Genomic DNA, 19,520 nt, shown 5'->3' on the forward strand with positions numbered 1-19,520 from the left:
CGAGAGAACTCAAGAGAATCGGAGTACACCCACTATGAGCACCAACCCGTTCGACGACGCCGACGGCCAGTTCCACGTCCTGGTCAACGACGAGGAGCAGTACTCGCTGTGGCCGACCTTCACGGATGTCCCCGCCGGCTGGCGGGTGGCGTTCAACGAGGGCAGCCGCACCCAGTGCCTCGAGTACATCGAGGAGAACTGGACGGACATGCGTCCCAAGAGCCTGCGCGAGGCGATGAACGCGGCCTGACAGCCGACGTCTGACCTCCGCATTTCCAGACCGCACGGTACGGAAATCGGGGCGAAGCCTCCCTCATAAGCAGTCACCGAAGCAGCCGCGCCCCGGTCCACGGGGTGCGGCTGCTCCGTTTTGTCCAGGTGGGCCAAGGCCAAGACGGGGGTAAAAGTTCGGCCATGGGGACTAGAAAAAAACCTTCGGTCTGGTATTTTTTTAGTCGGGCCCCAGAGGGTGCGTCTCATGACGACGATCGAAACGGCCGACGTGTGCTCCGTCGCCGGTCCGACCGCCGAGGCCGCGCCCGAGCACGAGGGGGTGCTCGGACGCGGCCCCGGCGCCGCCGGGGCCCGCAGCGTCACCACGCCCCGGACGGCGGCGCCCGCCTCCCCGCAGCCGCCGTCCGCACCGCCCCGCGCTCCGGCCGGCCCCGGTCCGTGGCGACCCCATGACTCATGCGAGAACCCGAAGGAGAACGATCGTGTCGGAGCAAGTCGTCAGCCTGACCTCGGAGATCGTGAGTGACCCGGCCCAGTACACCGAGCTGCGCGAGCAGGGCCTGACCCGTGCCACGCTGCCCGACCTGGAGACCCCGGTCTGGCTCATCACCCGCTACGAAGAGGCGAAGGCGGCCCTGACCGACCCCCGCTTCGTGCGCGACAGCAGCAAGCTGCCGGGCCAGGACGGGCCGAGCATCGCCGACCAGATGATCGAGGCGTACGGGCTGCCCGCCGACTACAGCCCGTACCTCGGGATCCTCGTCCTCGCCGACGGCGAGGAGCACGCCCGGCTGCGGAACCTGATCACGCGCTCCTTCACGGCCCGCCGCATAGCGGGGCTCCGCCCGCAGATCGAGCAGATCGTCGACGACCTCTACGCCAAGCTCGCCGCCAAGGGCGAGGGCGACCTCCTGGAGGAGCTCGGCTACCCCCTCGCGGCGACCGTCATCTGCGAGCTCATCGGCATCGACAAGCAGCACCACGCGCAGATGACCAAGTGGATCCGCGAGTACGCCTCCGGCGACCCGGAGCTGTTCATCCCGGCCCTCAAGGGCATGGTCGAGCACTGCAAGGACCTGATCGTGCGGCGCCGCGAGGAGCCCGCCGAGGACCTCATCTCCGAGCTCGTGCGCGCCGCCGACGAGGAAGAGGACGCGCTCACCGAGACCGAGATCGTCGCGGTGTTCCTGCTGCTCATCAACACGGGCATCACCCCGCCTGCCACGTTCATCTGTGACTCGATCCTGACGCTGTTCGACCACTCCGAGCAGCTCGACAAGCTGCGCCAGGAGCCGGAGCTGCTCGCCACCCGCGCCATTCCCGAGCTGCTCCGCTTCACCAGCCCGGTCCCGATGGGGGCGCCGCTGTACGCCACCGAGGACATGGAGTTCGGCGGCTGCCCGATCAAGCAGGGCGACGTCGTCACGGGCTCCCTGATGGGCGTGAACCACGACCCGGCCGAGTTCGAGGCGCCGGACAAGCTGGACATCTCCCGCAAACTCGGCCGCGGTGTGGGCCACTTGGCGCTCGGTCACGGCGCGCACTACTGCATCGGTGCGGCCCTCGCCCGCCTCGAGACCGAGGTCGTCCTGGACCGGCTGCTGATCAAGCACGACGGGCTGGAGCTCGCGGTTCCGCGCGACGAGCTGGTGTACAAGCCGCTGCCGGGTGAGGGCATTCACCTCGCCGCGCTGCCGGTGCGCTTCTGAAGCGCACCGGGCATTCCGGCAGGTCACAAGGGTCGGCCCGGCATCCGGGCCGACCTTTTTATTGCCTCTTGCTTTGACATGGGCATGGCGAGACCTCTTTCGGGGGCTCTTCTCCGCCAGGTACAAAACTGATCTGCGACCGGGAGGATTCATGACAGTGCGAGCAGCCGTTGCCGGAGCCAGCGGGTACGCGGGAGGTGAGCTCCTGCGCCTGCTTCTCGCCCACCCCGAGGTGGAGATCGGCGCCCTGACCGGAAACTCCAACGCGGGCCAGCGCCTGGGGAGCCTCCAGCCGCACCTCGGCCCGCTGGCCGACCGCGAACTGGAGAAGACGGAGCTCTCCGTCCTGGCGGGGCACGACGTGGTGTTCCTCGCCCTGCCCCACGGACAGAGCGCCGCCGTCGCCGAGCAGCTCGGCCCGGACGTCCTCGTCGTCGACTGCGGCGCGGACTTCCGCCTGGACGACGCCGCCGAGTGGGAGCGCTTCTACGGCACCCCGCACGCCGGCACCTGGCCCTACGGCCTGCCCGAACTGCCCGGTGGACGCGAGGCGCTGCGCGGGGGCAAGCGCATCGCGGTGCCGGGCTGCTACCCCACCGCCGTCACGCTCGCCCTGTTCCCGGCCTACGCCGCGGACCTGGCCGAGCCCGAGGCGGTCGTCGTGGCCGCCTCCGGCACCTCCGGCGCAGGCAAGGCACCCAAGCCGAACCTCCTCGGCGCCGAGACGATGGGCAACATGACCCCGTACGGCGTCGGCGGCACGCACCGGCACACGCCGGAGATGATCCAGAACCTCAGCGCCGCGGCCGGGACCCGCGTCGGCGTCTCCTTCACGCCGACGCTCGCCCCGATGCCGCGCGGCATCATCGCCACCTGCTCCGCCAAGGCCAAGCCGGGCGTCACCGCCGAGGACGTCCGCGCCGCGTACGAGAAGGCCCTCGCCGACGAGCCGTTCGCCCGGCTCCTGCCCGAGGGCACCTGGCCCACCACCGCCGCCGTGGTCGGCTCCAACGCCGCGCACATCCAGGCCGTACTCGACGAGTCCAACGGCCGGATCATCGCGATCAGCGTCATCGACAACCTGACCAAGGGCACCGCGGGCGGCGCGGTGCAGAGCATGAACATCGCCCTCGGCTTCCCCGAGGACCAGGGGCTCTCGACGATCGGAGTCGCACCGTGAGCGTCACCGCAGCCAAGGGATTCACGGCCGCCGGGACCACCGCCGGGATCAAGCAGAAGGGCACGCCGGACCTCGCCCTCGTCGTCAACACCGGCCCGAGCCGCGCCGCCGCCGGCGTCTTCACCTCCAACCGGGTCAACGCCGCCCCCGTGAAGTGGTCCCGCCAGGTCCTCGCGGGCGGCCGGGTCAGCGCCGTCGTCCTCAACTCCGGTGGCGCCAACGCCTGTACCGGCCCCGAGGGACTCCAGGACACACACGCCACCGCCGAGCAGGTGGCCACGGTCCTCGGCCACGACATCAACCAGGTCGCCGTCTGCTCGACCGGGCTGATCGGCATCCGCCTGCCGATGGACAAGCTGCTGCCCGGCATCGAGAAGGCGGCCGGCGAACTGTCCGACGAGGGCGGCGAGTCGGCGGCCATCGCCATCAAGACCACGGACTCCGTGCACAAGCAGGCCGCGGTCACCCGCGGGGGCTGGACCGTCGGCGGCATGGCCAAGGGCGCGGGCATGCTCGCCCCCGGCCTCGCCACGATGCTGGTGGTCCTCACCACCGACGCCGACGTCGACGCCGCTGTCCTGGACCGGGCGCTGCGCGGCGCGACCCGCACCACCTTCGACCGGGTCGACTCCGACGGCTGCATGTCCACCAACGACACCGTGCTGCTGCTCGCCTCCGGTGCCTCCGAAGTCGCCCCGGACGAGGCCGAGTTCGCCGAGGCCGTGCACACGGTCTGCGCCGACCTGGCCCGTCAGCTCATCGGCGACGCCGAGGGCTCCAGCAAGGACATCCGTATCGAAGTGACGGGTGCCGCGACCGAGGACGACGCCGTCGAGGTGGGGCGCACCATCGCCCGCAACAACCTCCTCAAGTGCGCCATCCACGGCGAGGACCCCAACTGGGGCCGCGTCCTGTCCGCCATCGGCACCACCTCCGCGACCTTCGACCCCGACGAACTGAACGTCGCCATCAACGACGTATGGGTCTGCAAGAAGGGGTCCGTCGGAGAAGACCGCACCCTCGTGACGATGCAGGGCCGCGAGGTCCGCATCACCGCCGATTTGGCCGCGGGCAGCGAGTCCGCCGTCATCTGGGCCAATGACCTCACCGCCGAGTACGTCCACGAGAACAGCGAGTACGCCTCATGAGCGCTCTTACGTCTCTCCTCGACACCGTGCCGGACACCACCACCGTCACCGCCGCCAACGACCGCAAGCGCGCGGCGATGCCGAAGGCGCACACCTTGATCGAGGCGCTGCCTTGGATGGCGCGTCATCACGGCAAGACCGTCGTGATCAAGTTCGGCGGCAATGCGATGGTCAACGATGATCTGAAGGCGGCGTTCGCCGAGGACATCCTCTTTCTGCGGCACGCGGGCCTGAACCCGGTCGTCGTGCACGGTGGCGGCCCGCAGATCAGTGCTCAGCTGGAACGGCTGGGTATGGACAGTGAGTTCAAGGCCGGGTTGCGGGTCACCAATGACGAGACCATGGATGTCGTACGGATGGTCCTGGCGGGTCAGGTGCAGCGTGAGCTGGTGGGGCTGCTGAACGAGCATGGTGGGCATGCGGTCGGGATGACGGGTGAGGATGCCCGGCTGATGACGGCCATCAAGTGCTATGCCGAGGTGGACGGGAAGTCGGTGGACATCGGCCGGGTCGGCGAGGTCGCCGATGTGGATGCCGGTGTGGTGCAGGCGCTCATCGACAACGGTCGTATCCCTGTCATCTCTTCCATCGCGCGTCCGGTGGATGCGAAGGATGCTGCGGGTGGTGGGGTGTTCAACGTCAACGCCGACACCGCTGCGGCGGCTCTTGCGGCCGCGCTGGGTGCGGAGATGTTGATGATCCTCACCGATGTCGAGGGTCTGTACGCGAACTGGCCCCACAGCGAGGAAGTCATCTCCAGGCTGACCGCCAGCGAGCTGGAGACGGTCCTGCCCGAACTGGCCAGCGGGATGATCCCGAAGATGGAGGGCTGCCTGCACGCCGTGCAGGGCGGCGTGGGCACCGCCCGCGTCATCGACGGCCGGGTCAAGCACTCGCTCCTGCTGGAGATCTTCACCGACGAGGGCATCGGCACCATGGTCGTGCCCGACGAGAAGCGTGCCGAACGCGCGGCGCCCGTCCACTACTTCGAGGAGAAGGCGGCATGAACGGCGGCCCGTCCGGCCCGCACGGCGGCACCGGCAACCGTGCTCTGGCCGATCGCTGGCAGAGCTCGATGATGGACAACTTCGGCACCCCGCGCCTTCCCCTGGTCCGCGGCCAGGGCGCCAAGGTCTGGGACGCCGAGGGCACGGAGTACCTCGACTTCCTCGGCGGCATCGCGGTCAACTCGCTCGGCCACGCCCACCCGGCGTTCGTCGAAGCGGTGTCGCGGCAGCTGACGTCGCTCGGCCACGTCTCGAACTTCTTCATCGCCGAGCCCACCGTCGCCCTCGCGGAGCGCCTCCTGGAGCTGACCGGCCGCCCCGGCCGGGTGTACTTCTCCAACTCCGGCGCCGAGGCCAACGAGGCCGCCTTCAAGATGGGCCGCCTCACCGGCCGCAGGCACATGGTCGCCGCCGACGGCGGCTTCCACGGCCGCACCATGGGTGCCCTGTCGCTGACCGGACAGCCCGTCAAGCGCACCCCCTTCGAGCCGCTTCCGGGAGCCGTCTCGTACGTCCCCTACGGCGACACCGAGGCCCTGCGCGCCGCGGTCACCGAGGAGACCGCCTTCGTCATCCTGGAGCCGATCCAGGGCGAGAACGGGGTGGTCCCGCCCCCGCCCGGCTACCTGAGCGCCGCCCGCGAGATCGCCTCGGCCAAGGGAGCCCTGCTGATCCTGGACGAGGTGCAGACCGGCATCGGCCGCACCGGGCACTGGTACGCGGCCCAGGCCGAGGGCGTCGAGGCCGACGTCGTGACCCTCGCCAAGGGCCTGGGCGGGGGCCTGCCCATCGGCGCCACCCTCGCCTTCGGACCGGCCGCCGACCTGCTCACCCCGGGCGCGCACGGCTCCACCTTCAGCGGCAACCCGCCCGTGTGCGCAGGGGCGTTGGCGGTCATCGACACCATCGAGCGCGACGGTCTCCTCGCCAACGCCAAGACGCAGGGCGAGCGGCTGCGCGCCGGGGTCGCGGCCCTGGGCCACCCCCTGGTCGAGGAGGTGCGCGGCGAGGGCCTGCTCATCGGCATCGCCCTGCGCGAGCCGCGCGCGGCCGAGATCCAGCAAGCCGCCCAGGACCGGGGCCTGTTGGTGAACGCGGCCAAGCCGGACGTCATCCGCCTTGCCCCGCCGCTGATCCTCGACGACGACGAAGTCGGCACGTTCCTCGCACAGTTCCCGTCGGCGCTGCCGGCCAACTGACCTGGGCCCCGGGGCCAATGACGTCCCCGGGGCCCGGCTTCGCACAGGCGCTCACCCACAGCGCCGCCCCTCCAGGCGCCCATCCACGGCGCCGCCCTCGCGCGCCCATCCTCAGCGCCGCTTGAGAGCGCCGCACCCGGCACTCACGACAATGCGGGGCGACCCACCCGGACCATCCTCATCCGGGGGTCGCCCCGCTGTTGTGTGCCGGACCGGGGTCCGGCACACAACGGGCAGCGAATCGTGGCCGTCTGCCTGCCGGGCTCAGCGGTCGGCTTCGGCCCCGTTCGCCGCGACCTCCTTCTGCAGTACCGGCTCCGCGACGACACCGTCCTGGCCGTCGCCGGCCGCTCCGGTCGCCTCGGCGGTCTGCCCCTCGGCGTCCCCTTCCGCGAGCGCCCCGTCCTTCGGGGTGCGCATCAGGAAGACGGCCAGGATCGCGGCGGCCACGACACCGGCGGCGCCGGCGAGGAAGCTCGCCTGCATGCCGTCGGAGAAGGCGTCGCGCGCCGTCTCGATGAGCGACTTGTCGCCGGTGGCGAGCGCCCCCTGGATGGACTCCCTGGCGGTGTCGGACGCGCCGTCCGGCATGCCTCCCTTGTAGGTGCTGGTCAGGACCGAGCCGAGGACGGCGACACCGAGGGCGGCACCGGCCTGCTGGATCGTGTCGTTGAGCGCGGAGCCGACACCGGCGTGCTCGCCGGGCACCGCACCCATCAGGGCCGCGATGACCGCGGGCATCGCCAGACCGGAACCGGCACCCATCAGCAGCATGGCGATGATGAGCGGCGTCCAGCCGTCACCGACGGACAGCGTCGACAGGACCGCGAAGCCGCCCGCGATGACCAGCAGACCCGCCACCGCGATCGGCCGGTTGCCGGTCTTCGGGATCAGCGCCGAGCCGACGCCGTTGAAGATCAGCGTGGCCACGGCCAGCGGCGTGAAGGCCAGACCGGTCTCGGTGGGCGTGTACTTGAGGACGTACTGCAGGTACTGGGTGAGCACCAGCATCAGACCGCCGTTGGCGAACGTCAGCAGGACCAGCGAGAAGCTGGAACCGGTGAACACCCGGTTCTTGAACAGGCCCAGCGGCACCATCGGCGACTCGACGCGGGTCTCCCAGATGCCGAAGCCGACCAGCGAGACGACGGCGACGGCGAGCGCGATCTGCACGTTCGTGTGACCGAGGCCGTCCTTGGGCAGCTCGTTGATGGTCCACACGAGCGCGGCCATGCCGATGACCGACAGGACCATGCCGAGCGGGTCGGCCTTGCGCCAGGGCCCCTTGGACTCGGGCATCAGGATGAGCGCGGCGATGATCGCCAGGATCGCGATCGGGATGTTGATCAGGAAGACCGAGCCCCACCAGAAGTGGGCGATCAGCGCACCACCGAGGACCGGACCGCCGACCAGACCCACCATGGCCACCGCGCTCCAGGCGGAGATGGCCTTGGGCCGCTCCTCCTCGTCGAAGACGGTGATGAGGATGGACAGTGTGCTCGGCATGACCAGCGCCCCGCCGATACCCATGAAGACACGGGCGGCGATGAGTTGCTCCGGGCTGTTCGCCCAGGTCGCCATGACGGATGCGGCGCCGAACACCACAAGGCCGATGATCATGACCTTACGGCGTCCGTACTTGTCGGACAGGCTTCCCGCGGTGAGCAGGAGACCGGCGAAGACGAGCATGTAGGACTCGAGGATCCACTGAACGTCCTGTGCCGTAGCCCCGAGGTCCTCGGCGATCGGCGGCACGGCAACGGTCAGCACCATGTTGTCGATCACCAGCACGAGCGTGCTGAGGCACAGCACGATCAGGATGAGCCAGCGACGTGGATGACGTTCCATCTGAAAACCTTTCGAAACGGTGTGAGCCCGGCAAAGCGACCGAAGCCAGCGCCCAGTGCCAGTGGGGGTAGCTGCACCGGAAGTCAATTAAACCAACGTCCCGGTTTCTTTTCTAGTCGTCATCCAGCCATGAACCTCAGTCCCCCGGTAGTCGTGTGCTGAGCGGTCCACATCTCCTGTCCGTACGACCTGTCATGTGGGCCGTTGCGATGCGTACAGTGTTCGCAATGCAGAGCACTGTACGCCACGTGGCACGCTGTGCGCTACCCCGCACGATGTGCGAATGTGGGGCTATCCTGAGGCGACGAAAAGAGGAGGCCACATGCCAGCCAAGGAGCCTGCGATCCAGTCGGTGTGGACCCGGCCGCGCCGCAGCCGCCGGGAGCAGCCGGCGCTGAGCCGCGAGCAGATCGTCACCGAGGCCGTCAGCCTCCTCGACGCGGAAGGCATCGAGGCGCTGAGCATGCGCCGGCTCGGCACCCGCCTGAACGTGGGCGCGACGTCGCTGTACTCGCACGTGGCTAACAAGGACGAACTCGTCGAACTGGTCGTGGACGAGATCTACGGCGAGATGGAGATCCGCCTCGACGACCCCGACGGCTGGCGCTCGGCCGCCGCGGGCGCGGCGGAGAGCCTGCGCGGCACGATCCTGCGCCACCCCTGGATGGTGTCGGTGCTCGGCGGCGCGGGCCTGTCCTACCTCGGCCCCAACATGATGCGGAACACCGACCGCCTGCTGGCCGTCCTGGAGGCGGGCGGCTTCAGCCTGACCGAGGCCGACCGCGCGATGAAGACACTGATCGCCTACGTCCTCGGCTTCGGCACCAGCGAGGCGGCCTGGCTCACCGCGCTCGCCCGCAGCGGCAAGAGCCAGCAGGAGTGGGCGGAGAGCGTGTGGCCCACCGTCAAGGAGGCGGTCAGACCCTATCCGCGGCTGAGCGAGTGGTACGCGCAGCAGAGCGCCTCCGACGACGAGGACGGATTCACCTACGGTCTCGACCGGGTCCTGGACGGCCTGGAGGCGCGACTTCGGAGCACGGCCGACGCTGTCTGACCGGACCTGCGCGGACCTGCGCGGACGCCTCGATAGGCTGGGGCCCGTGGAGGACCGGTGACTGATTTCGACGCGATCGACGCGCTGCTCGCCCAGGCGCGCGAGGAGGCCGAACTCCCGTCCCCGCAGCGGCGACGCGAGCTTCGTGAGGGCCTCGGCCTGTCCCGTGCGCAGGTCGCGGGCGCCCTCGGGGTGAGCCCGTCGACGGTCGGGGGATGGGAGACGGGACGCGATCCCGCGGGCGGCATCCGCGACAAGTACGCGTACTTCCTCGAAGGCGCGGAGGCCAAGCTGCGCGATCGGGCCGCTGCCGCGGTGGCGGCCGAGGGGCCGGGGCACGGCGCCGACGGGAGCGACGGGGCCGACCTCAAGGAAGCGGAGGCGGCCGAGGAGTTCGACGAGGCCGACGAGGCCGACGAGGCGCAGGAGCTCGCGGCCGCGCAGCCCTGTGTCCTGTGCGGGCATCCGGCCACGCACCAGATGGCGGGCTTCCCCCAGCACCTGGACCCGGCCGAGTGCGAGGCGGCCGCGCGCCCCCGGCCCGAGGCCCCGGCGCCCGAGGCCCCAGTGCACGAGGCCCCGGTGCACGAAGCCCCCACGGCCAACTCCCCTGCGCCTGGCCGGGAATCGCCCCCGCGAGCCCCGGAACACCAGAGGCGCACCACGCGTACCACCAAGGTGGTCCCCGTGGGACGGCGCGCCCAGGCGGCATCCGACGTTCCGGATCTCATCGGCCACGCGGTGCACGCCGCCCTGACCAAGCATCAGGGCGACAGCGACGCGGCCGGCGCGGAGCTGCTCAAGAACGCGATCCGGGACGCGATGGCCCTGCTCGACGAGTGCCGCAAGGGCGGGCGCTACGACATCGTGGCCCACCCGCCGCTGCCGGACGTGCTGCGCAAGAAGAGCAAGACCGGGCCGGACGAGATCTGGGAGGCCCGCCCCAAGTGGACCCGCCCCGAACTGCCCGCCGGGCGTCACGAGGTGACCGCGCTCGACATCAACGGCGCCTATCTCTCGGCTCTGAAGACCCATCTGCCGATCGGCGCCCTGGAGTACGGCGAGGGCGACCACCACGACCGGCGGCGCGCGGGCGTCCACCTCATCACCCCGCCCGAGTGGGACCACGACGCGCTGCTTCCCAACCCGATCGGCAACCGCGACGAACCGGGTCCGCTCTGGGTCACCGAGCCGACCCTGCGGCTGCTGCTGCGCTGCTCCCAGGCTTCGTACGGGCTGTGCGACCGGCCGGTGATCCACGAGTCGTGGACGTCCGGCGCCACCGAGGGACTGCTGGAGAAGTTCCGCGTGGCCCTGAAGGACGCGCGCGACGCCGCGATCGCCGAGGACGACGAGGTGACGCTCGAATACGTGAAGGCCATGTACTCGAAGTTCGTCTCGACGATGGGCGAGTCGAACTACAACCGGGAGCTGTACCGCCCCGACTGGATGCACCTCATCCGCTCCCAGGCGTTCGCCAACCTCTGGATGAAGGCATACAAGGCGTACGACGAGGGGCTGACCGTCGTGCGCGCCATGGGCACCGACGAGCTGCACGTCATCGGTGACTGGCAGCATGTCTTCGCCGAGGGCCGCGGCGTCACCGAGGTGAAGGTGAAGGACGTCTACGCCATCGGGACGGGCCCGCAGCAGGACCTCGCATCTGAAGACCCCGTGTCCGATCCCGCCCCGGACCAGGGCTGAGCGGAAAGCGCCGATAGGACGTCATGCCAGAGTTCACCCACGAATTCGGAAAGTTCGGCGCCCGCGGGCTGGAGGGCGGGGAGGCCGTCGGCCGGCAGCTCGACCGGCTCGTCGAGACCATCGCCTCGTCGGTCACCACCCGCCGCGGCCTGCTGGCCCGCCTGCACTATCTGACCCGCACCCCGCACGCCCGGACCGCCGCCCGCGCGGCCGGGCTGACCGTCACCGACCGCACCCTGAACGCCTGGCTGGCCGAAAAGCGCAGCCCCTCGAAGGCGAACCTGCAACGGGTCGACGAGGCGTACCAGAAGGTGCGCCGCCAGAACGTGGCGCGCCATCTGCTGCGCCGGCTGAACGCGCGCGGGGGCACGCGCATCGAGATCCATCCCCTCAACCAGTCCCAGGTGGACCGCCGTTTCCAGCGGGTCATGGAGTTCCGCACCCTCAATATCCGCAGGTGGGACCGTATGGTCCGGGCCTGGGCGGACGGGGACGGTACCGGGCTGCAGAGCGAGTGGGTGGACCAGATCGTCGAACTCGGCTCGCAGTGGGGCCAGTACGAGTACGTGACGCACGTGGGCTTCGCCGCGTAGCGGACGACTACCTCACTCGCTTCTGGCCGAGGGCCAACTGGAAACAAAACCGGAAGGTTGGTTTCATAGGGGGAGGGTCACGGCACGAAGCGAACGCCGTTCCGGGTTGCGTACAGCGTTCGCTACCTGTACGGTGTTCGGTATAGCGCACACCGTACGGGTCGTGCGGTGGAACCCCCCACGAGTCCGAACCAGCAAAGGAAGAGATCATGTCGAAGAACGTGACCTGGGACGAGGAAGGCAACTGGGAGGCCAGGGGGAGCTGGGGCACCAAGGACTCCGCGGGCCACGGCATCTATCTCGACCGCTGGCAGGCGCGCCTGGACAAGCTCCGCAAGGCCCACCACGTGCCCGGCGCGGCCCTCGCCATCGTGAAGGGCGGCGAGATCTACGAACTCGCCAGCGGCGTCCTGAACGTGGAGACCGAGGTCGAGGTCACCACCGACTCCGTCTTCCAGGTCGGCTCCATCGCCAAGATCTACACCGCCACGATGGTGATGCGCCTGGTCGACGCCGGCCAACTCGACCTGGACGCACGGGTGGTGGACGTGCTGCCCGAGTTCGCGACGCCCGACCCCGAGGCCACCGCCGTCATCACCGTGCGCCAGCTCCTCAGCCACACCGGCGGCGTCACCAACGACTTCACGTACGACTCCGGCCGCGGCGACGACTGCCTGGAGAAGTACGTCGAGGCCGCGCGCGAGGTCGCCCTGGACTGCCCGCCCGGCTCCGCCGTCTCCTACGGCGGCCTCGGCTACATCGTGCTCGGCCGGATCATCGAGGTGATCACCGGCAAGACCTGGGACGAGGCGCTGCAGGAGCTGCTCGCCGAGCCGCTCGGGCTCACCCACACCGTCACGCTGCCCGAGCAGGCGCTGCGCTTCCGGGCCGCGATGAGCCACCTCGGCGAGCCCGGCAAGACCCCCGACCCCGCCCCGGCCTGGGACCTCATGCCCCGCTCCGCCGGACCCTACGGGCGGGTCATCGCCTCGGCCGCCGACGTCGCGCGGCTGGCGCTGATGCACCTCAACAACGGCACCGCGTCCAACGGCGGCTCCGTCCTCACGCCGCAGAGCGTCGCCGCCATGCAGCACCGCGAGGTCGACGTGCCCGACAAGTGGACGGTCAGCTCGGACGGCTGGGGCCTCGGCTGGACCCTGTACAACTGGCACGGCGTTCCCGGCTTCGGCCACGACGGCGCCTCCATCGGCCAGTACGGCTATCTGCGCGTGGTGCCCGAAGCGGGCGTGGCACTGGTCCTGCTCACCAACGGCGGCAGCGCCCGGCCCCTGTACGCCGAGCTGTTCCGCGAGCTCCTCTCCGAACTCGCCGGTGTCACGATGCCGGAGCCCTTCGGCCCGTCCGACAAGCCCGTCGCCGTCGACATGAGCCGCTACGTGGGCACGTACAAGCGCGAAGGCGTCGTCATCACGGTCTCCGAGCAGGAGGACGGGCAGCCGCACCTGCTCTACGAGTTCGTCGACGGCATGAAGGACATGTCGCCGCCGCTGGACATGGACATGCTGCCGGTGGAGGAGAACGTCTTCGCCGCGTCCGGCGCGGGGCCGTCCTTCGCCGAGGACTACATGCCGGTCGTCTTCTCCACCATGGTCGACGGCACCCAGTGCTGCTACATCGGCATGCGGTGCGCTCCGAAGGTCGACTGACCCCGGAGCGGCCATCGGTCGCCATCGACCCCATCGACCACTGAGGCCGGTCATCCCCCGTGTCGGCCGCGCGGCTGGTCCCCCTGTCCTCAACTGGGCAGGGGGACCAGACGTGTTGGAGGGCGCGGCCGATCAGACGGCGCTGCAGCCGCCGTCGACCGGGACCGCGGCGCCGGTGATGAAGGACGAGTCGGCGCTGCACAGCCACGCCGCGGCCCGCGCCACCTCCAGGGGGTCGGCGAAGCGCTGCTGGATGGCACGGGCCGCCGCGGCCTTCCGCAGATGCGGCACGTCCCGCAGCGCCTCCTCGGTGAGATCGGTGTGGGTGTTGCCCACCATCAAGGCGTTGATGCGGATGCCGTGCTCGCCGTACTCGGCGGCCGCGGCCCGCGTCAGGCCGAGCACGGCGTGCTTGGCGGCCACGTACGGCGCCACCGCCCCGGTGGCGAACGAACCCGCGGTGCTGGAGGTGTTGACGATCGCGCCGCCGGAACCCTGGTCCAGCATCGCCGGGAGCTGCTGCTTCAGGCAGTTCCACACGCCCCGTACGTTGACGTCCATGACGCTGTCGAAGACGGCGTCGTCCAGCTTGTGCAGGGGCGTGCCCATCGCACCCCAACCGGCGTTGTTGAAGGCGGCGTTGAGTGTTCCGAAGGTGTTCACCGTCATGGACACGGCCCGTTCGACATCGGCCCTCGAGGTCACGTCGCCGACGGTCACAAGGGCCCGCCCCCCGGCGGCTTCGATCTTCTGCGCGAGGGCGTGTAACCGGTCGCCCCTGCGGGCCATGAGCGCCACGGCGGCCCCCTCCGCGGCGAACAGCTCTGCGGCCGCCGCCCCGATGCCGCTGGACGCTCCCGTGATCATGGCTGTTCTGCCGGCCAACCGTCCTTGAGTGTGTTCCATCCCCACCTCATCGCTGGTTCCGCATCCGGTCCGCGCTGTAGTCGATGGTCTTCTGAACACTGGGCACGGCGAGCCCCGGGAGCAAGCAGTGCCACATCTCCTCGAACCACTTGGGCAAGTCCGCGCGGCCCGACTCCATCTGGGCGTACATCTGCAGTCCCGTGCAAGCGCTGACCAGCAGCCGCGCGTACAACTCCACGTCCGCCCCGGCGCGCAGCTCGCGCTTGCGCTGCGCGATGTACAGCTGGTCCGCGAACAACTTGGCGAACTGCCGGTGCGAGTTCGACTCCGCGGGCATGAAGTACTCCTGGTCCATGACCAGCCGGGCGCCCGCCAGTGCGATCGGATTCTCCAGCACTTGCTGGGCCCATGCCAGCGAGATGTCGACGGCTCCCTGCAACCCCTGCCCGGAGACATCCGATTCGATCAGGGTCGGCTGGTTGTTGACGATCTCCCGGGCCAGCTCCTCCTTGGACTTGAAGTGGAAGTACACCGCGCCCAGTGTCACGCCGGCCCGCTTGGTGATCTCCCGCATGCTGGCGCCCATGTAGCCGAGCTCATCGAAGGCCATGGCCGCCGCGTGGAGGATCTCCTCCCGGGTCCTCACGGCGCGTTCCTGCTTCGGTTCCGCCATGGGGCGCCCCTGCCTCTCCGTGCATTAAAGCGAACGGCCGTTATTTTATCGCGCCCCGGGTGACCATGCCAGGGCCTCGCGCCCCAGGTGGCGGAATCCTGACCCCTGGCCGGAGCTGGTCACCCTTCCAAGTCCTTTCAGACCGGCGAGAGTTGGCCGTTGTCGATCTGGGGCGCCGGATGCGGTGGCGGATTGGGAGCGTCCGGTTCGGGCCGAACGGGCAGGTCCCGCCCGGTGAGTCGGGGCTCGGCACGCCGTGCCGCCGATGTTTTCGCGGGCGCGCCTTCGCGTTGCGAATTCGCAGGTGGCGGAGGTCCGAGCCGCCGTGAACCGGTCGGTACGAGCCTCTCTGGCGGCTGGATGTGGTCTTGGGCTGTTGTCGAGAACAAGCCAAGCCTCGACAACAAAAAGAACACTCGTTATGTTGTTGGCGCAGCGCGGCTGAGCCACCGGAGCGATGCGGCCGCGCCATCCGAGCACGACGAAACACTCATCAGCACTGACTCATTACGGGGGGCTTCCGTGCCTGTTTCCAGTCAGCTCGAACCTGTTCGCACGAGTCCGATAGAGGCGTGCTACGTCGGCAAGAAGGATGCCGCCGAAGTGCTGCCCACCAGTTGGCGGGAGGCAGGCCACGGCGCCTTCACCGTCACCGTCCAGTGGCCGGAGGAGCACGCGTTCTACGTCGAGGACGGAAGCTACCGGCCGCTGCTCGTCACGGAGAGCCAGCGGCAGGCCGTGATCCTGCTCAGCCACGTGGTGCACGACGTCCCGATCGGTCACCGGCTCAGCTGGGGAGGCGTGCAGTGCACGGTCAACCCCGACGCGCTGTGGGTGGGGGCCGGTCCTGCCGACGTGGAACTCACCGTCACGCCCGTCTCGGTCAAGCGGCGCAGGGGCGGCTCGGTCATGTTCGTCTCGCGGGTGACGGCGGTGCGGGACGGGCAGTTCCTGGGGTCGGGAGAGTTCCAGTTCGGCACCCACCCGCCGGCCATATACGACCGCCTGCGCGGCTCCTACGCGGACGCCCGCGCGGCCTTTGCGCGGGCCCTCGCGCCCACCCCGCCGGTCATGCCGCTGCTCGTGGGCCGTACCAGCGCGAAGGATGTGGTTCTGTCGGCGACCGACACGGCGAACCAGTGGCTGTACCGGATCGACACGACCCACACCGTCCTCTATGACCACCCGCACGACCACATCCCGGGCATGGCTCTGCTCGAGGCGGTCGACCAGATCGCCCGCACCACACCGGGCGGTGCCGGGCCCTTCGCGTACGACACCACCTTCCACCAGTACGTCGAATTCGATCGGCCGTGTCTGCTGCGGGTGGAGCCGGCTCTGCCGGACGAGGTGGGCCGCTCCCGCCTTCTCGTCCATGCGTTCCAGTCGGACCGGCCTGTCCTCTCCTGCATGGTGACCACAGCGGCGGGACCCCTGCTGGACGCCCTGCCGAGTCAGGCCGCCTGGGCTTCCGGAGGGGCGGGGATCGGGAGGGGAGTCGCGAGCGCCGTCGTGTGACGCTCCGCCGCGTGTACGTGGCGCAGCAGATCCGCGCGGCCAGGTGGGCGCGGGCGGGTGTCCGGGGTGGGTGGGGTCTGGTGGACGCGGGTGAGGAACTCCTCGTCGGTGTGGAGCTTTTGCTCGGTGGTGAGTGTCATCAGCATCCGGGTCAGGCCGCGCCAGACCACGCCGTCCTGGCGGGCGGCCGCCGTGACCTGTGCGGGGGCGGGCGGCTCGTCCGGCCCCGGAGCGTCCGGCTGTGGGGTGCCCGACAGTGCCGCGCGCCAGCGGGTGATGCGGGTGCGGTCGCTCGCCGCCGACTGTTCGTACCAGGGCAGGAAGAAGTCCTCCGTCATCCGCGCCGCGGCCCGGCGCTGGGCCGTGTCCACGTCGGGGTGTGCGGCCAGCACGTCCGCCAGGCGGAAGGCGTGGGCGAGGGCGAGGGACATGCCGCGGGCCAGGAGCGGGTTCGTCACGCAGGCGGCGTCGCCCGTCTGGAAGAGGCCCGCGACCGGGTGCTGCCGTGAACTTGCCACTCCCCAGAAGGAGTTGGGAGGACAGGTGAGGGTGCTGATGTCTTCGGTCAGGGGTGCGCTCACGTCGGGGGTCAGCCAGGGGGCCAGGCCCGGGGTCGCCGTGGCCGCCGCCGTGAAGCCCGACGTGGTCACGAGCGCGGACAGGGCGCGGTCGCCGGGCAGCGTGCCGAGCGTGACGGAGAAGGTGCCGCCGTCGGCCGGGTGCAGCAGCGCCGCGTAGTGGTCCCAGACGGCGCCGACGCCGTGCCCTAGCCCGAACGGTGCGGGGAACGCCCCGTATGCCGTGAGGTCGCCGGTCGGTGCCGTGGCCGGTGGCCAGCCCTGCCGCAGTCGGTGGAAGCGGGTGCGCAGGTCGAGGCCGGAGGGTGCCACCAGGTCGGCGGCGACCGGGACGCCGCAATCGCGCAGCCACGTACGGGACTTGGCGCGGTGACCGGTGGCGTCCACCACGAGCGTGGCCGGGATCCGGGCGCCGCCGCGGGTGACGACCGCGCGGACGCGGCGTGCGGACGAGTCGAGTTCGAGGGCGTCGACCGTGACGCCGGGCCGGATGCCGACGTCGGGCAGGCCCGCCACGTGGCGGCGCAGGACGAGTTCGAACGTGGTGCGGCGGCAGGCGAGCGCCACCAGTTCGTCGTCGGCGGGGCGGCGGGCGCGGTCGGTGGCCGTGGCGGGCAGCGCGTGGGTCAGGTCGGCCTCCAGGGCGCCCGCCGCCCGGAGGCGGGAGAGCAGCAACGGCGCGCGTTCGCGCAGGACTTGGACCCCGAGGGAGCCCAGCGTGTGCGGGTGGTCGGCCTGCGGCACGGAGGGGCGCCGCCAGCGGAGCGCGGCCTCGGGCAGAGGGCCCGCGGGCGGCTCGGGGGACTGGTCGAGGACGAGTACGCGGTAGCCGGTGCCGGACAGCGCGAGAGCACAGGCGAGCCCGGCGACGCTGCCGCCGACGATGACTGCGGTGGCCATGCGGGTGCCGCCTTCCGTGGTCGGTCCGTGGTCGGTCCGTGGTCGGTGGAGCCGGGCGTCAGGACGCTGACGGCGACGAGCGTACGGAGCGCCGGGCGGGGCGGGAGCGGGGCGGGCGCGTTGCCGGGGTGACTGTGGGGAGTTGCCTTAAGGGGGGATTTGGCTTGAGAGGGGGTGGCTTGAGGGGGAGTTGGCTCAGGGGGAGGGGAGTTGGGGAGGGTGGTGCCGTCCGTGGGGGACGGTGAGAGGGCGTGGGTGTCAGGTCCAGCGGCGTGCCATCCGTACCGTCCAGCACGTGAGCGCCGCGCACAGGGCCGTGCCCAGGGTGAAGACCGCGCCGAGGCGGCCGCCCGTGAGCAGGCCCGTGCTCAGCGCCACCGCCGCCGAGCTCGACATCAGTGCCGAGGCCGAGAACAGTGCCGCCGCCCGTGCCCGTGCGGCCTCCGGGACCAGACGCGGCAGCCAGGTCTGCAGCGTGGTGTGCAGATAGCCCCAGCCGACGCCGAGCAGGACGGCGCACAGCAGCAGCGTGGCCGGGCTCGGCAGCGCGGCGGCGAGCACCGCGCCGGTGCCGGCCAGGCAGCCCCCGGCGGCCAGCAGCCTCCCGGGCTGCCAGGCGCGGGCGTGCCGGCGCAGGAGCAGCGTGCCCGCCAGGACCCCGCTCGCGTACAGGACGAGGGCCGCGGGCGTCGCGGCCTGGGCGCCCATCATGGCGAGCGCCGGGGCGAGCAGTGCGGGCAGGCCGAGCAGCGCGGCGCCCTCCGCGGCACCGAGAGCGATCACCGTCCCGTATGCCCGGGGGTGTGTCTTCGGGAGCAGTCGTCCTGCCGTGGGTCGGTCCTGTGTGAGTAGTCGGTCCTGCGTGGGTCGGTCCTGCGTGGGTCGTTCCTGCGTGGGTCGTTCCTGTGTGAGGCGGTCCTGTGTGAAGCGTTCCCGTGCGGGGTGCATCCGTGCGGTGCCTGGGGCCGGCGTGTCGGTGGTGCGTACCCGCGCCGCCGTCACCGAGGTGAGCAGGGCGATGACCGCGAACGCGAGCCGCCACGAACCGAGCCGGACCGTCAGGTCCGCGAGGAGAGGGGAGGCGATCGCGCTGGTCGCCGTGACGGTGGTGATCGCGGCGAAGGCCCGCTGCCGGGTCCGCGCCGGGCGCAGCGACTCGAAGAAGAGGGAGACCGAGGGGGTGACGGCCGCGAAGCCCGCCCCGGCGACGGTGCGCAGCACCACCCAGTACAGCGGCCCCGGGCACAGCGCCGACCCGGCGGCCGCCACGGCGGCGAGCGTCAGGCCGGCGCGGAGGCTGCGGCCCGGACCGAAGCGGTCGGCGGCCCAGCCCCACAGGGGCAGGGCGAGCCCCTGCCCGAACGAGTAGGCGGCGATGCCCGCCGTGACCGTGGCGACGTCCGTGTCCCAGGAGGCGCACAGGGCCATCAGCAGCGGGGCGCCCAGGTGCCAGTCGGCGTTGCCGAGGGCGGCCGCCCGGCGGAGGCCACGCATGGGCGTACCCCCCTGCCTGCCGTGTGGTGGTGGACATCCGGGCCGGTGGTGGTGACGGCGGTGGTGCCGTGGGCCGATGTCGGTCGAGGCTATGAAGCGGTGCGGGTGCGTGGGCCGGTCGCGGCGCAGGCGGGGGTGGCTATGGCA

16 protein-coding genes are annotated in these 19,520 nt (G+C 70.7%); 11 read left to right on the forward strand and 5 right to left on the reverse strand.

What is annotated here, in order from left to right; translation table 11 throughout:
• Window positions 1–34 precede the first annotated feature (34 nt).
• From ACQB60_RS30955 to ACQB60_RS30980, 6 genes are all read left to right on the forward strand, one after another.
• Window positions 35–250, forward strand: coding sequence for an MbtH family protein (locus ACQB60_RS30955; protein ID WP_384845648.1), 216 nt, complete (start codon window positions 35–37; stop codon window positions 248–250).
• Between the two features lie 466 nt (window positions 251–716).
• Entirely contained in the window at window positions 717–1,943 is a 1,227-nt protein-coding gene (locus tag ACQB60_RS30960) for a cytochrome P450 family protein (protein WP_496929402.1), read from the forward strand.
• 151 nt (window positions 1,944–2,094) lie between these two features.
• A complete protein-coding gene (argC, locus tag ACQB60_RS30965; RefSeq protein ID WP_496929403.1) occupies window positions 2,095–3,123 on the forward strand; it encodes an N-acetyl-gamma-glutamyl-phosphate reductase in 1,029 nt (342 codons plus the stop codon).
• Window positions 3,120–4,271, forward strand: a complete 1,152-nt coding sequence (gene argJ / locus ACQB60_RS30970) for a bifunctional glutamate N-acetyltransferase/amino-acid acetyltransferase ArgJ (RefSeq protein ID WP_496929404.1) — start codon at window positions 3,120–3,122, stop codon at window positions 4,269–4,271. The genes argC and argJ overlap by 4 nt, the downstream gene beginning before the upstream one ends.
• A 77-nt stretch (window positions 4,272–4,348) precedes the next feature.
• Window positions 4,349–5,278, forward strand: coding sequence for an acetylglutamate kinase (gene argB, locus ACQB60_RS30975; RefSeq protein ID WP_496929500.1), 930 nt, complete (start codon window positions 4,349–4,351; stop codon window positions 5,276–5,278).
• Window positions 5,275–6,477: an acetylornithine transaminase gene (locus ACQB60_RS30980; RefSeq protein WP_496929405.1), complete on the forward strand. Its 1,203-nt coding sequence runs from the start codon at window positions 5,275–5,277 to the stop codon at window positions 6,475–6,477. The genes argB and ACQB60_RS30980 overlap by 4 nt, the downstream gene beginning before the upstream one ends.
• 264 nt (window positions 6,478–6,741) lie before the next feature.
• Here the strand turns inward: ACQB60_RS30980 and ACQB60_RS30985 are convergent, their stop codons facing one another.
• Window positions 6,742–8,325, reverse strand: coding sequence for an MFS transporter (locus tag ACQB60_RS30985; RefSeq protein WP_496929406.1), 1,584 nt, complete (start codon window positions 8,323–8,325; stop codon window positions 6,742–6,744).
• Between the two features lie 322 nt (window positions 8,326–8,647).
• Between ACQB60_RS30985 and ACQB60_RS30990 the strand changes: the two genes are divergently transcribed.
• From ACQB60_RS30990 to ACQB60_RS31005, 4 genes are all read left to right on the forward strand, one after another.
• Complete coding sequence (locus tag ACQB60_RS30990; protein WP_496929407.1) at window positions 8,648–9,379, forward strand: TetR/AcrR family transcriptional regulator; 732 nt, start codon at window positions 8,648–8,650, stop codon at window positions 9,377–9,379.
• 57 nt (window positions 9,380–9,436) lie between these two features.
• Complete coding sequence (locus ACQB60_RS30995) at window positions 9,437–11,083, forward strand: helix-turn-helix domain-containing protein (protein ID WP_496929408.1); 1,647 nt, start codon at window positions 9,437–9,439, stop codon at window positions 11,081–11,083.
• A gap of 23 nt (window positions 11,084–11,106) precedes the next feature.
• Window positions 11,107–11,676: a transcriptional regulator gene (locus tag ACQB60_RS31000; RefSeq protein WP_496929409.1), complete on the forward strand. Its 570-nt coding sequence runs from the start codon at window positions 11,107–11,109 to the stop codon at window positions 11,674–11,676.
• A 209-nt stretch (window positions 11,677–11,885) separates the two neighbouring features.
• Window positions 11,886–13,343 (forward strand): serine hydrolase domain-containing protein, encoded by a 1,458-nt coding sequence (locus ACQB60_RS31005; RefSeq protein WP_496929410.1) that lies wholly within the window; start codon window positions 11,886–11,888, stop codon window positions 13,341–13,343.
• Window positions 13,344–13,475: 132 nt separating this feature from the next.
• Here ACQB60_RS31005 and ACQB60_RS31010 read toward each other — a convergent pair whose 3' ends face one another.
• Together ACQB60_RS31010 and ACQB60_RS31015 are read right to left on the reverse strand one after the other, a co-directional pair.
• Window positions 13,476–14,210 carry an SDR family NAD(P)-dependent oxidoreductase gene (locus ACQB60_RS31010; RefSeq protein ID WP_496929411.1) on the reverse strand — a complete coding sequence of 245 codons (735 nt, stop codon included), beginning with the start codon at window positions 14,208–14,210 and terminating at the stop codon, window positions 13,476–13,478.
• Window positions 14,211–14,256: 46 nt separating this feature from the next.
• Window positions 14,257–14,883 carry a ScbR family autoregulator-binding transcription factor gene (locus tag ACQB60_RS31015; protein ID WP_496929412.1) on the reverse strand — a complete coding sequence of 209 codons (627 nt, stop codon included), beginning with the start codon at window positions 14,881–14,883 and terminating at the stop codon, window positions 14,257–14,259.
• Window positions 14,884–15,405: 522 nt separating this feature from the next.
• Between ACQB60_RS31015 and ACQB60_RS31020 the strand changes: the two genes are divergently transcribed.
• Window positions 15,406–16,401 (forward strand): ScbA/BarX family gamma-butyrolactone biosynthesis protein, encoded by a 996-nt coding sequence (locus ACQB60_RS31020; protein ID WP_496929413.1) that lies wholly within the window; start codon window positions 15,406–15,408, stop codon window positions 16,399–16,401.
• Here ACQB60_RS31020 and ACQB60_RS31025 read toward each other — a convergent pair.
• Window positions 16,338–17,879 (reverse strand): NAD(P)/FAD-dependent oxidoreductase, encoded by a 1,542-nt coding sequence (locus ACQB60_RS31025; protein ID WP_496929414.1) that lies wholly within the window; start codon window positions 17,877–17,879, stop codon window positions 16,338–16,340. The genes ACQB60_RS31020 and ACQB60_RS31025 overlap by 64 nt on opposite strands.
• 258 nt (window positions 17,880–18,137) lie before the next feature.
• Complete coding sequence (locus tag ACQB60_RS31030; protein WP_496929415.1) at window positions 18,138–19,373, reverse strand: MFS transporter; 1,236 nt, start codon at window positions 19,371–19,373, stop codon at window positions 18,138–18,140.
• Between the last annotated feature and the right edge of the window lie 147 nt (window positions 19,374–19,520).

It is taken from the genome of Streptomyces odontotermitis, from assembly GCF_050510915.1.
In the GTDB taxonomy this organism is placed as follows: domain Bacteria; phylum Actinomycetota; class Actinomycetes; order Streptomycetales; family Streptomycetaceae; genus Streptomyces.